This window comes from Rahnella sp. 2050 (genome assembly GCF_040544515.1).
GTDB classification, from domain to species: Bacteria; Pseudomonadota; Gammaproteobacteria; order Enterobacterales; family Enterobacteriaceae; genus Rahnella; species Rahnella aceris.
Genome location: NZ_JBEPKE010000004.1, coordinates 72,560 through 86,029, shown reverse-complemented (window position 1 = coordinate 86,029; position 13,470 = coordinate 72,560). Strand labels below are relative to the sequence as shown.

The window sequence follows — 13,470 nt, the reverse complement described above, 5'->3', positions numbered from 1 at the left end:
GGCAGAAACATCCCGCCCGACAGGGCTTTCTTTGCCTGGTGTTGGCGAAATCAAAATAAACGCAGTATCAGTGCATCGATTCGTAGAGAGCGACGGCTTTCGCCACAACTTCGCCATCTTCTGGCAGACCTGAAATCTGGGCAAGGGCGGCTTTTGGCCCGACTTTCTCCAGCAATTCTACCAGTTCTTTAGCTTGCGGATCTTGCTCGCTGCGATAATGCATCGCGGCCGCAATCCCTCTCACCAGATTGTCGTTCGGCAGGCGATATTCCTGCGTGCCCAGCAAGGGTTTGATCAGACGATCACCCGCACTCAGTTTACGCAGTGGCTGACGGCCAACGCGCTCAACATCGTCATGCAGGTACGGGTTTTCGAAACGGGTCAGGATTTTTTCGATGTAAGCGAAATGTTTTTCCGGGTCAAAACCGTAACGGCGGATCAGCACTTCCCCGCTTTCTTCCATGGCACCGCGAACCACCAGACGCACTTTCTCGTCGAGGATCGCATCACGAATTGTCGCGTGGCCTGCCTGCTGGCCGAGATAGGCGGTGATGGCATGACCGGTGTTGAGGGTGAACAGTTTACGTTCAACAAACGCCATCAGGTTATCCGTCAGTTCCATGCCTGCGATTTCCGGCAATTCTCCTTTGAACTGGGTTTTATCCACAATCCATTCGCTGAAGGTTTCAACGGTGACTTCCAGCGGATCGGTGGTGCCCGCTGCCGCAGGGGGAACGATGCGGTCTACGGCGGAATCGACAAAACCGACGTGCGCTTCAACCCAGGCTTTTTCATCTTCCGGCAGGGCGTTGAATACGTGCTGTTTAAACTGGCTGGTACCGCGCACCATGTTTTCGCAGGCGATAATGTTCAGCGGCTTTTCGTTGCCTTGCTGATGACGCAGCACCAGACCTTTAGCGACGTTCGGCGCGATTTTTTCCAGCACGGTCGGACCGACGGCGGTGGTCACCAGATCGACTTCAGCGATCAGGTTGATTGCCTCCTGACCGGCGCTGTTCACGGCATTCACATTACTGACAGGCTCAACGGTGGCCTGTTCACCGACCACGTGCACGTCGTAACCTTTACGGCTGTTCAGCGCATCCAGTAAGGCAGGGCTGACATCCGCAAACGTCAACTCAATCCCGGCATCAGCAAGTAATTTACCGATAAAACCGCGACCAATGTTACCTGCACCAAAATGTAATGCTTTCATAATATTTCCTTCAAATCGGGGGCCATACTTTATGGTAAAAAGCTTTGGGTAAAGCTGGGAGCCGCCCGGCTCCGAATCAACAAGCGGGTCTTTTATCAAGACCCGCTTAGTAACGCTCTACTGATTACTCAACCTTAGCCGCGAAGAATAGTCAGAACTTCTTCAACGCTGGTGGTGTTCGCCAGACGTTCGATAACACCTTCTTCGTCCAGCGCCGTGGTCAGTTTGGTGATCACGTTGATGTGCTCATTATTGCGCGCTGCGATACCGACGACCAGGCGTGCACGGTCATCTTCATCATCGCCCCAGCGGATACCCGCCGGATACTGGCAGAACACGATACCGGTTTTCAGCACGCGATCTTTCGCTTCGATGGTACCGTGCGGCACAGCGATGGATTCGCCCAGATACGTCGAGGTCAGCTGCTCACGAGCCAGCATCGCGTCGACATATTCTGCCTGAACATACCCGCCTTTCACCAGTTGTTCACCGGCAAAACGAATCGCGTCTTCTTTGGTCGCCGCGTTCAGGCCGAGGAAGATGTTGCTTTCGCTAATGCGGAACAGGTTTTCGTTTTCATTGTCAGTCACGATGCTGTCGCCCAGCGTGGTGGTCACTTTCTCTTTGTACTGGCTGGCTTTGTTCACTTCAACCAGACGTGAAGTCAGGTCCGTGTACAGGCCGCTGTCGAGGAAGTTGGTCAGCGAAATGTGCTGTGCGTGTGGCACCTGGCGCATGGCGCGTTCAGTCAGGTCACGGTGAGTAATCACCAGATCCACATCATCAGGCAGGTTGTTGATCGCGCTGTTGGTGACGCTGATGTTGGTCAGCCCGGCATCCTGCACTTTTTTGCGCAGCACACCGGCACCCATTGCGCTGGAACCCATACCGGCGTCACAGGCAACGATGATTTTACGTACGGTAGACAGGTCGCCCGCCACGCCTGCAACAGCAGGTTTGCCGCCTTTAGACTGGGCTTTCATATCCTGCATACGGCGTGTTGCTTCGTCCAGATCGTCGCCGTCTTTCGCTTTGGTGGTTTTCAGCAGGAAAGAAGAGATAACGAAGGACACCGCAAAGGCTGCCACGATAGCCGCGATGTTAGCGAAGTACGCACCTTTTGGTGTCATCGCCAGAACCGCCAGGATGGAACCCGGAGAAGCCGGAGACACCAGACCGCCGTTCAGCACAGTCAGGGTGAACACGCCAGTCATACCGCCCAGAATGACTGCCAGCAGCAGACGTGGGTTCATCAGAACATATGGGAAATAAATTTCGTGGATACCACCCAGGAAGTGGATGATTGCCGCACCGCCAGCTGATTGTTTAGCACTGCCACGACCGAAGAACATGTACGCCATCAGGACGCCCATACCCGGACCCGGGTTCGCTTCGATCAGGAAGAAGATAGATTTACCGGTTTCAGTCGCCTGCTGGATACCCAGCGGAGAGAAGATACCGTGGTTGATAGCGTTGTTGAGGAACAGGATTTTCGCCGGTTCAACAAAGATAGACGCCAGCGGCAACAGGTTATGAATAACCATGATGTGCACGCCTGCAGCCAGCACTTTAGACAGTGCTTCTACCAGCGGACCGATTGCCAGGAAGGCCAGAATGGCCAACAGCATACCGATAATACCGGCCGAGAAGTTGTTGACCAGCATCTCGAAGCCACTTTTGATTTTACCGTCAACCCAGCGGTCGAAACGCTTGATGCACCAGCCGCCCAGCGGACCTACAATCATTGCGCCGAGGAACATTGGCATATCCGCACCAACGATAACACCCATTACGGTGATTGCGCCGACCACACCACCGCGATCACCACCGACCAGACGACCACCGGTATAACCGATGAGCAATGGCAGAAGATAAGTGATCATCGGGCCAACCAGTTTCGCTAATGTTTCATTAGGGATCCAGCCGGTAGGAATGAACAGAGCAGTAATGATACCCCAGGCGATAAACGCGCCGATGTTGGGCATTACCATGTTACTCAGGAAGCGACCAAAGTTTTGAACTTTGATCTTAACGTCTGGTGAAAACATAAAACGCACCCCTATTGATACGCGCTGACAATAGAGCGCGTGATATCAGTTAATTATCGGTGACGGTTGTTTCGGTTTTTGTGCCACTGCTTTAAAAATCCGTCCGTCGAATTGCTGTCTGCGAGGCGGACTCTACCACGTGATTATAGGCCTCGCGTAGCCACCCGACAGCCCGTGACGCAGATCACACGTATACAGCCATCACCCCCTGCATTTTGGTGATCATCATCACAAAAACAGCCTGTAACCGAGCTACACTGACGATTATTTGAGCGCACCCCTGCCAAATATGTGACTTAAGTCACTTTTTGTTAACGAGTCTTTATCATTAAAACGTGATATTGATCACAAAGTATTTTTCGCCGGACTTGTGTATTTCGCTTAAAAAGCATTCAGACGTGTCTGAGGAAAGGAAAACTGAGTTTACGGGAGAGATGTTGAAAGAAAATTACAGGGGGAGCGGGTATCCGGAATACCCGCTTCTTCTTTAATCGGGGACAGGTTCATCACGAAGCTTATTAGTAACATTCAAAATCACTTTTGATTCAGAATCACCATAACTATCCAGATATTGTGGATCAACGTGATGGGAAGCAGGGATTTCATAAGAAATTGGCTTGCCTCTGTCATCTTTTCTCGGACGGCTATAACCGAAAAATTTTGTATACCGTCTCGGTGCCGTTCCCTCAAAATTCTCGAAAATAACCTTTTTAGTTTTATCCGTACTGTCGGCATGAGCTATCGAATCACCGTGAAGGTCTTCAGCCAGACTCTTGGCATAAGGTTCGATATAAACCACCCTCTTCAATCCAGCGGCAACAATATGTCGTGCACAGTTGTGGCAAGGATAAGTTGTGCAATAAAGTGTCTTATCACAAGTACTTGCATTCGCAAGACGCGCCATCGTAGTAATTGCATCCATTTCGGCATGAATAGCACGCGAGTATTCAATCAGGGACTTTATTTTTGGGGTTTTCATAATCTGTATTGCAAGTTCATTCGCCCGTGACGGATCACTACGGGCGATCACTGCTTCGACCTCACGCCTGACTAAATCCTTGTGCATATCACTATGGCAGCCATCGTTGTTATAACAGCGTTTATCGCTCTTGCTTTCACAGGAATAGAGCCCACCACCTGCAGCAGGTACATCGTTGCAGCCAGTGGAGAGGATATTGCAATTATCATCCGTAATAGCAGCCCCCACCTGACGCGATAAACAGGCAGAGCGTAATGCGGCTGAATTCGCGGTGAACATGCCGGTTTCATCCTGGCTGGGACTCACATTATTTGCGCCATGTACAAGGTCGATAAATCGGGCTATCGATTTTTTAATCTGATCATTATTTATGTTCCTGATAAAATAATCGGCACACTGCAATGTGTCCTCGACATGTTGACCATAAGGGTACTCGGAACGCCTGTCGCGCCTGATTATTTCGGCAATCTGATGATCGTTAAGAAAATCCTTTTTCAAATTAATAACTCTTTCATTAATCGTTCTCACTAAGCCGATCAGATAAAAATTATTACGATACACCTCACGAAAGAGATCAACTTCTTCAGGATGTTTTAATTGATCGACAATGTAAGCTATTTTACTGGTTGATTTTCCTGAGGCTCCTTTAAAATCTCCCGTATTTAAATTTGCCGTCCTGATAACTTTTATTTTCCGGATAACCAATTCGGAGTTAATGATATTGCCATGTTTTTCACGCAGAGTATTACCGAGATTTTGCAACTGGATAAAATGCTCATAACCTTCAAGTTTCTTTAACTCTGCCGCTTCAGCAGCTGACAGGGTGTCTGCCATTAAATCGCTAATTCTTATATGCACAACATGATAATTACAGGCTTTAAGTTTAGTGATGATTTTTTCTTTAAGGGTTTTAACCCCTGATCCACTCGCCCCACAAAGTCCGATGACCAGTTCTTGTGAGCGGCGCTCACGAATATCATCAATGCTGTTATTGTTGCCGAATGATTGATTTGATGCAGGTAATGAAATGATTTTTTTTGCCGGTTCAGCCATAGACACTCCAATGACTGGACAGCCTGAATGTTACCAGTCTAGCTTGGCTGCTTCTTCCAAAACCTGAGCCATGGCCTTTTTATATGCAGCAGACTGACGCCGGGCCGAAAGATCAATAACGTGCTCTGATCCCGTGCTCTCCACTGCTGAGAATTCGGAATGCTGTTCATCCGTTTTCAACGCAGCATAATCAGCGAATTGAACAATCATAAGCTATCCATGTAATCAGTAAAAAATTGAGTAAACTCTGCTGGCAGATCCCAGAATCAGAGATTGTTTCATTGGATGAATATCCATGAAGAAAAGAAGGTTACCACGTCAAAACCCACGAAGTGAGTAAAAATTTACTCAGTTTCAGCCGTTACATTCGATACTGAGAAGTGCTTTCCAAACTATACCTGAGAAGAAAATCCGACAGCACAGGCTGCCGGATTGAAACAAAAATTACTTCCCGCCCTGCGCCTTCATAATGGCTGCCTGCAATTCTTCAGCAGACACAGCACCAGGCAGAACGCTGGTGTTTTCAGCGGTCGCGCCGCTGGTTGGCATCACCACGAACCCTGGCGTACCGCTGAAGCCCAGCGTACGGGCCAGCTCATCGTTAGCGGCGATGGCTTCGTGCGTCGCTTTACGCTGTGCATCGGTTGGCGCTGTCGCTTTCGCGGCTTTCACTGCACCGGCGATATCGGCATCCGTAAGCTTACCTTCGTCATGACCGGTGCGGTAAATGCTGTTGTGGTAATCAAAGTACGCCTGAGCGCCTTTTTCTTTCCAGATAGCCATACCGGTTTCAGCCGCAGTGATGGACGCTTTCCAGCGGTCACCAAAGATTGGCCATTCTTTGAAGACGAAACGTACGTTCGGATTGGCTTTCACGGTCTGCTCAACAACCGGCGCCATGTGGCTGCAATACAGGCACTGGTAATCGAAGAATTCCACGAACGCGACTTTTGCATCTTTCGGGCCGTAGCTTGGGGTCGCAGGGTCGTTCAGCAGAGCTTTAGAATTTGCCAACACCGCGCTCAGGGTTTGCTGTTGTTGCTGATCAGCCTGCTGTGCCTGCAATTTCTGGCTGACCTGCACCAGGATTTCCGGGTGCTGCAACATGTAATCCGCCGCAATTTTACCAATGGCTTCCTGTTGCGCCGGGGTAAAATCTGCGGTTGCGCTGTCGGCAGCAAAAGCCAGCGTCGGCGCCAGCACCAGAGAAGCCAACAGAGTCATCATCTGACGTTTCATCAAAAATCCTTAAAGTGAAAGACGGGAAAAAACTGACAGTTACCTTCAAAAGTAGAGGAACTCAGCCGGATTTGCAGGCAAAAAATTGTCATTTTTTATAAACAGGCGGACAGGATCTCAGTCAATAAAAAAGCCACGTACAAGATGACGTGGCTTCGTTGCTGATATCAGTCAGGCTTAGTTGCTAAAATCGCCCTGTGCGACTTTTTGCGCCTGAAGCAATGTCTGCTGTTTACCCACCAGATTCGACATCATGGTGTTGTACTGCGTGGCCTGTTGCTGCGTCGGGAACTGCACGCCGCCGTTGGCGAAAGCAACCTGCGTGCCCTGCTGTTGCAGGAAATCACCCACAGACGCGATATCCTGCGTGAAGCTTTGCAGCGCAGGCACCAGTGGTGTCAGCACGTTAGCAGGCTGGGTCACCACGCTGTTGTATACCTGGCTATAAACCGCTTTCAGATCGTCCGGTTGTTTCAATGCCGCCATCGCGGTGTCGGCTTTCACTTTTGAGTCACGCAACTGCGCATTCAGCAAGCTCAGCGTGCTGGCCGCCTGTTGCAACGCGCTGCGCTGAGTCATGTAATCCTGCGGTGTACGCACCTGACCAATCGCGCTCACCACCGGCACCAGGCTACCTTCAACGGCACCTTTCATCTGGCGGGAGAATGACAGAATGATGCCGTAGTCATTCGCGTAATTACCAAAACGTTGTTTCTGATCTTCACTCAGCGACGGCAGATTTTGCCCGCTACGCATCACGGTATTTTGCAAATAATCGATAAAGGCTTTGCGTTGCTCCGGTTCTTTATCGCCGCATGCAGTGAGCTGAAACACCACCAGCAGTGCGATAAACGGCGCCAGCCAGCGAGAAAATGCACCGCTTCTGATCCCTACAGCCATGAGTCCTGACTCCTGATTTCAATGTTCTTCTTCCGGCCAGTTCCCTGCCGATGCTGTGCATTCCATGCGGGTTATAGGATAGAACAATTGGGGGGAGAACGCTTTTTAAAAAAGCGTAGAAATTGGCATCCGATAAGCTGCCTTGCTCCTCCCCCTGCTAAGGGGAGGCCAACCCTCCCCTTAGCAGGGGGAGGGAGCAAAAACTTAACTTACTGAAGCAGCGAAATATCCGCCACCTGCAGGAACAACTCCCGCAGTTTGGAGAGCAGCGTCAGGCGGTTGATACGCACCGCTTCGTTCTCATCCATCACCATCACGGTATCAAAGAACGTATCGACGGTTTCACGCAATGCAGCCAGTTCCACCAGCGCTTCTTTGTACTGACCGGCGGCAAACAGCGGTTCCAGCTTGTCGCGCAGAACCACCAGATGCGTCGCCAGTTTCAGCTCAGCAGGTTCTTTCAGTACGGACGCGTGGACGTGATCCAGCAGAACATCCGTGGATTTCGCCAGAATGTTGGACACACGCTTGTTGGCCGCCGCCAGCGTGGCCGCTTCATCCAGCGTACGGAAGTAGCTCACCGCTTTCACGCGCGCATCGAAATCAGCCGGTTTGGTCGGACGACGTGCCAGCACAGCCTGAATGGTATCAACTGCGTGACCTTCTTCCTGATACCACGCGCGGAAACGACCGAGCATGAAATCAACCACATCATCTACTACCTTCTCGTTAGTCAGCTTGTCGCCGTACAGACGCACCGCTTCTTCGGTCAGGGTTTGCAGATCAAGTGGCAGATTTTTCTCAACGATAATACGCAGAACACCCAGCGCGGCACGGCGCAGTGCGAACGGGTCTTTGTCGCCTTTCGGATGTTGACCGATGCCAAAAATACCGGCCAGGGTGTCCATCTTGTCAGCGATTGCCAGCGCGCACGCTACCAGCGAAGCCGGTAACTCGTCGCCCGCAAAGCGTGGCTGATATTGCTCGTTCAGCGCAACCGCGACTTCTTCCTGCTCGCCGTCGTGACGTGCATAATGCATGCCCATCACGCCCTGCGTGTCGGTGAACTCGAAGACCATGTTGGTCATCAGGTCACATTTAGACAGCAGACCGGCGCGTTTTGCGTTCTCAACGTTGGCACCGATTTTCTCAGCGATCCAGCCAGACAGCGCCTGAATACGGTCGGTTTTGTCGCGCAGCGTACCCAGTTGCTTCTGGAACAATACGGTTTCCAGACGCGGCAGGTTATCTTCGAGACGTTTCTTGCGGTCGGTATTGAAGAAGAATTCGGCATCGGCCAGACGCGGACGCACCACTTTCTCGTTACCGGAAATGATTTGCTGCGGATCTTTCGATTCGATGTTGGCGACAAAGATGAAGTTCGGCAGAAGTTTGCCTGCGGCGTCGTACACCGGGAAATACTTCTGGTCGCCTTTCATGGTGTAAACCAGCGCTTCAGCCGGAACAGCCAGGAATTTCTCTTCGAATTTCGCGGTCAGCACCACCGGCCATTCAACCAGAGACGCGACTTCTTCCAGCAGACTTTCACTCAGATCAGCGATACCGCCAATTTCTTTTGCCGCTTTTTCCGCGTCACGTTTGATCAGCGCTTTACGCTGCTCGTAATCGGCAATGACTTTGCCGCGTTCCAGCAGAATTTGCGGATACTGATCGGCATTATCAATCGTGAATTCAGGCTCGCCCATGAAGCGGTGACCGCGAAGAGTGCGGGCAGAATCGATACCGAGAATTTTCGCCGGGATCAGCTCATCGCCTAACAGCAGGGTGACAGTATGCACCGGACGCACGAACTGCACGTCGGAATCGCCCCAGCGCATCAGTTTAGGAATTGGCAGTTTAGACAGTGACGTGGCGATCATCGCAGGCAGCAGTTGTTGCGCGCTTTCACCTTTGACGTGCGCACGGTAAACCAGCCATTCGCCTTTGTCAGTGACCAGACGATCGGCCTGATCAACGGTGATACCGCAACCGCGAGCCCAGCCTTCAGCGGCTTTGCTCGGTTTGCCTTCGGCATCAAATGCCTGCGCCACAGCCGGGCCGCGTTTTTCAACTTCGCGGTCAGCCTGGGATTCATGCAGACCAGAGACTTTCAGCGCCAGACGGCGCGGTGCGGCAAACCATTTTACGTCGCCGTGAGGCAGATTCGCCGCATCCAGCTCCGCAGTCAGGTTAGCGGCAAAAGATTCAGCAAGGCTGCGCAGAGCCTTCGGTGGCAGTTCTTCCGTGCCGATTTCCACCAAAAAAGTTTTATCAGTCATGGATGGCTCACTCATTCTCTAGTTTCGGATGATCATCGTTCTTTTTGCACATCGGGAAGCCCAGCACTTCGCGGGAAGCGTAATACGCCTCAGCTACCGCTTTAGTCAGGGTACGGATGCGCAGAATGTAGCGCTGACGTTCAGTCACAGAAATCGCTTTACGCGCGTCGAGCAGGTTGAAGCAATGGGCCGCTTTCAGGATGCGCTCGTAAGCAGGCAGTGCCAGTGGCTTTTCGAGCGCCAGCAGGGTTTGCGCTTCTTTCTCGTGCTGTTCAAAACAGGTGAACAAGAAATCGACGTCGGCGTATTCAAAGTTATACGTCGATTGTTCCACTTCGTTCTGATGGAACACGTCGCCGTAGGTGGTTTTACCCAGCGGACCGTTGCTCCACACCAGATCGTACACGCTGTCCACGCCCTGGATGTACATCGCCAGACGTTCCAGACCGTAAGTGATTTCGCCGGTTACCGGTTTACATTCCAGGCCCCCGACCTGCTGGAAGTAAGTGAACTGCGTCACTTCCATGCCGTTCAGCCACACTTCCCAGCCAAGACCCCAGGCGCCGAGCGTCGGGTTTTCCCAGTTGTCTTCAACGAAGCGGATATCGTGGATCAGCGGATCAAGACCCAGCTCTTTCAGTGAGCCGAGGTACAGCTCCTGAATGTTTTCCGGTGAAGGTTTGATCATCACCTGGAACTGATAATAGTGCTGCAGACGGTTCGGGTTCTCGCCGTAGCGGCCGTCGGTCGGACGGCGTGATGGCTGAACATAGGCTGCCGCAAAAGGCTCAGGGCCGAGTGCGCGCAGACTGGTCATCGGGTGCGAGGTCCCCGCGCCGACTTCCATATCCAGCGGTTGAACAATGGTGCAGCCCTGCTGCGCCCAATAATCTTGCAGTGTCAGGATCAGGCCCTGAAATGTCTTGGTATCAAACTTTTGCATGTTGGATTCGCACGCGAGAAAGTGGGTGTAAAGAGAGTGCGACAGTATACCCGCTGCACGGAAGATAATCAGCCAGAATGACACATCAGTTCAGCCGGATTTGCTTTCGGGACGCCAGTATTTAGCGCTTCTCAGCCAGTTTATACGCTTCGTTGCCTTCGCGTTTACCCACCGCGACAACGGTCACGATGATTTCCTGATCTTCTACCTGATACACCAGGCGATAACCAAGACTCTTTAATTTGATTTTATAGCGGTTATTTTTGGGGCCACATAAGCGGGCAGAAACCACGTGAGGATTCTCCAGCCGCTCGGCCAGTTTCTTTTTAAATTGCTCCTTGATCGTTGGGGCAAGTGCTTTCCATTCTTTTAAAGCTGATTTGAAAAAATTGAGTTTATAAGTCATCCAGTGTCAGCCTAATCCTTTCTTCACCCTGCCGCGCATCCATTATGCGGTTCAATTCAACGTCTTCTGCAAGACTCAGAAAATAGGCGTAAACATCGGGCGGAACGCAATAAAAAGCGGGCTCGTTACGATTGAGTATCGCCACCGCTTCGCCTTCGCCTGCACTAAATGTTCCCATCGGGTCGCGTTTTAGTTCAGTAATACTGGCGGCTGAGGAAGTGAGTATTTCAAACGGCATAGTTTTTCTCCTTTTTTCATACTATGCCGTCAGTATAGCTTTTAAAGACATCATTTAAAGCACTCTTAATAATATCTTTTAAAACCGCGCACTCAGCCCGGCGTTGTAGGAGGTTTGTTCGCCGGAATCCAGTCCGGTGGTTTGTGAAATAGCCGCAAATGCTGAAATGCTGTGGGTGATTTGCACGTTTAAGCCTGCGGTCATATCCACCCAGTCGTCGTCCTGTTCGCCGGTGGTGCGGCTGAACCGCGTGCGGGTGGATTTGATCGCGCCGGTGGTGGTGTAGGTTTTATCGCCAAACTGGCGGTCATAGGTGACCTGCGCATACGGATTGACGATGCCGAGTTCGGCATTCACCCGCCAGCCGAGCGCACCGATTTGTGAATGAGAAGTCTGATCGCCAAAACGCATCGAGGTACTGTTGTTGCCCTTCTCGCTGTAACCTTCAACACTGCTGTAATCCCAGCTGTATTGCGCCACCGGCCCGGTTTTCAGCACCGGCAGAACCGGGAAGTCCCAGCCTGCGGTGACGCGTCCGCCGATCTGTTTGCCGTCCGTTTCACCGCGCTCCGTCCGGGTGGTAGGCCCGAGCGTAATGCGGCGTTTGATATCGTCATAATTGAGCGAGCCGTAGTGCACATCGCCGTTGATCCAGCCATTTTCGGCGATTTTAATGCCGGTGAAGGCGGTCGCCATCCAGCCGCGCGTACGGTAGCTGTAATGATCTGTCGGATCGTCTTTATCATCGGAGCCGGAAAGCATAAGCCCCATCATCCAGCGATCGGTCATCTGATAATCCATGCCGATATTCAGCGAGTTAGCCGTCAGGTCGCCATCACCCAGCCCCATCGACGGGCTGAATTTGCTGTCCGCACTTTGCCCGGCATAACCGCCAAACATGCCGAAGGTTCCCGCATCGTTATCCTGCGTACGCAACTGCTGATAACGGCTGTCGAGCAAGCCTTGTGTATTTCGCGCCAGCGCCAGTGAACCCTGACTCAGCGCAGAAGCTTCCAGCGGGCCGTCGAGCACCGACTGCATATATTGCGCAATCAGCGCGTGCGCCTGAGGCGTCGGGTGGAAATGGTCAGAAAACAGGAAAGCTTTGCTGCTGTCGAAACCCGGCAGATTCGAAGTACATTCCGAGGCGGATGTCCCGACCGGACAGGCCGTACCGGCAGTATTGGCAAAACCGTACCGCGCCGGATCGGCAACCACTTCGTTGAACAGCCCGTTGATATCCACGCGTGCAATATTGCCGCCGGTTTTCGCCAGCGCGATATCTTCGGTGGTGTTGTAGGTGTCGGTCAGGCCGCCCGCCACGTCTTTCAGCGCGTCATACGCGGCCGCCAGCCCTTTGGCGATCACGTCCTGTACCAGCGGAATGCCCGAGCCTTTCGCCGCAGCGGCCGCCAGCGCATTGTGAATGGCCTCGGTGCGGGCATCGGCATCCGGCGTATTTTGTGCATTCAAATACTGATACGCCGCTGCCAGCGCCTGTTGCTGCACCGGCAGCAATCCGACCTGGATCACGCCTTCCATCAGCACCGGTGTCAGACCGATATTCGGCACCGTCGGCACCACAACCGTGCCAGCACCGGCTTTCAGTAAATCGTTCACCTGTGAGGCCGCCTGCGTCGCGCTGTTGGTGGCAATTTCGACCGCCGTAACCGGATTCAGGCTCAGCGCCGCAGCGGCCAGATCGTTGCCGCCAATCCAGTGAACATACAGCCCGTTCGGATCGGCTTTGCCGCCGGTCGACGTCAGATAGCTTTTAACCTGATCCTGGGTGGTGTAATCAGAATCCAGCCCCGGCACCGCCACACCGCCACCTTCGGCATAGTTCAGGCCGCCTTTTGAAGAAGGAGCTAAGGTTGTGCCGATGTTGTTCGCCAGGATCTCGTCATAAAGCGGATGCGTGCTGCTGTCGAAGGTCCAGCGACCAATGTTACCGGTGTCGCTCAGGCTGTCGCCGAACACATAAAGCTGGTCAAAAGCCTTCGCGGGAGCCTGTAAACCGAGGCACAGTGCCACGGCAAATGCTCCCTGAGAGAGTCGTAAAATCGACGAATTCTTGCCTGCCATAACGGTGATTTCCCTCAATAATGACGCTCAACGCAAGGATTAAACGTAAGGATTACGTAATGATTGGCTTTAAATATTGTTCAG

At 52.3% G+C, this 13,470-nt stretch carries 11 protein-coding genes; all 11 read right to left on the bottom strand.

All coding sequences use genetic code 11. The features are described from left to right. Nucleotides 1–67: 67 nt before the first annotated feature. A complete protein-coding gene (locus ABIC79_RS16485; RefSeq protein WP_013573385.1) occupies nucleotides 68–1,216 on the bottom strand; it encodes a mannitol-1-phosphate 5-dehydrogenase in 1,149 nt (382 codons plus the stop codon). 134 nt (nucleotides 1,217–1,350) lie between these two features. Beyond that, nucleotides 1,351–3,264, bottom strand: coding sequence for a PTS mannitol transporter subunit IICBA (locus tag ABIC79_RS16480; RefSeq protein WP_013573384.1), 1,914 nt, complete (start codon nucleotides 3,262–3,264; stop codon nucleotides 1,351–1,353). A 487-nt stretch (nucleotides 3,265–3,751) separates the two neighbouring features. After that, a complete protein-coding gene (locus ABIC79_RS16475) occupies nucleotides 3,752–5,296 on the bottom strand; it encodes an anti-phage dCTP deaminase (protein WP_166861280.1) in 1,545 nt (514 codons plus the stop codon). 30 nt (nucleotides 5,297–5,326) lie between these two features. Continuing rightward, nucleotides 5,327–5,506: a hypothetical protein gene (locus ABIC79_RS16470; protein ID WP_013573382.1), complete on the bottom strand. Its 180-nt coding sequence runs from the start codon at nucleotides 5,504–5,506 to the stop codon at nucleotides 5,327–5,329. A gap of 234 nt (nucleotides 5,507–5,740) precedes the next feature. Then, nucleotides 5,741–6,535, bottom strand: a complete 795-nt coding sequence (locus ABIC79_RS16465) for a DsbA family protein (protein WP_121020031.1) — start codon at nucleotides 6,533–6,535, stop codon at nucleotides 5,741–5,743. A 177-nt stretch (nucleotides 6,536–6,712) separates the two neighbouring features. Then, the gene (locus ABIC79_RS16460) at nucleotides 6,713–7,435 is read right to left on the bottom strand and encodes a DUF3053 domain-containing protein (protein ID WP_013573380.1); all 723 of its coding nucleotides are present in this window, start codon (nucleotides 7,433–7,435) and stop codon (nucleotides 6,713–6,715) included. A gap of 209 nt (nucleotides 7,436–7,644) precedes the next feature. After that, a complete protein-coding gene (glyS, locus tag ABIC79_RS16455) occupies nucleotides 7,645–9,714 on the bottom strand; it encodes a glycine--tRNA ligase subunit beta (protein WP_250981040.1) in 2,070 nt (689 codons plus the stop codon). A gap of 7 nt (nucleotides 9,715–9,721) precedes the next feature. Then, a complete protein-coding gene (gene glyQ / locus ABIC79_RS16450; RefSeq protein ID WP_037033860.1) occupies nucleotides 9,722–10,657 on the bottom strand; it encodes a glycine--tRNA ligase subunit alpha in 936 nt (311 codons plus the stop codon). Between the two features lie 121 nt (nucleotides 10,658–10,778). Continuing rightward, entirely contained in the window at nucleotides 10,779–11,063 is a 285-nt protein-coding gene (locus ABIC79_RS16445) for a type II toxin-antitoxin system RelE family toxin (protein WP_013573377.1), read from the bottom strand. Continuing rightward, a complete protein-coding gene (locus ABIC79_RS16440; protein ID WP_013573376.1) occupies nucleotides 11,053–11,301 on the bottom strand; it encodes a type II toxin-antitoxin system Phd/YefM family antitoxin in 249 nt (82 codons plus the stop codon). The genes ABIC79_RS16445 and ABIC79_RS16440 overlap by 11 nt, the downstream gene beginning before the upstream one ends. Nucleotides 11,302–11,379: 78 nt before the next feature. Then, complete coding sequence (locus ABIC79_RS16435) at nucleotides 11,380–13,386, bottom strand: autotransporter outer membrane beta-barrel domain-containing protein (RefSeq protein ID WP_119261062.1); 2,007 nt, start codon at nucleotides 13,384–13,386, stop codon at nucleotides 11,380–11,382. Between the last annotated feature and the right edge of the window lie 84 nt (nucleotides 13,387–13,470).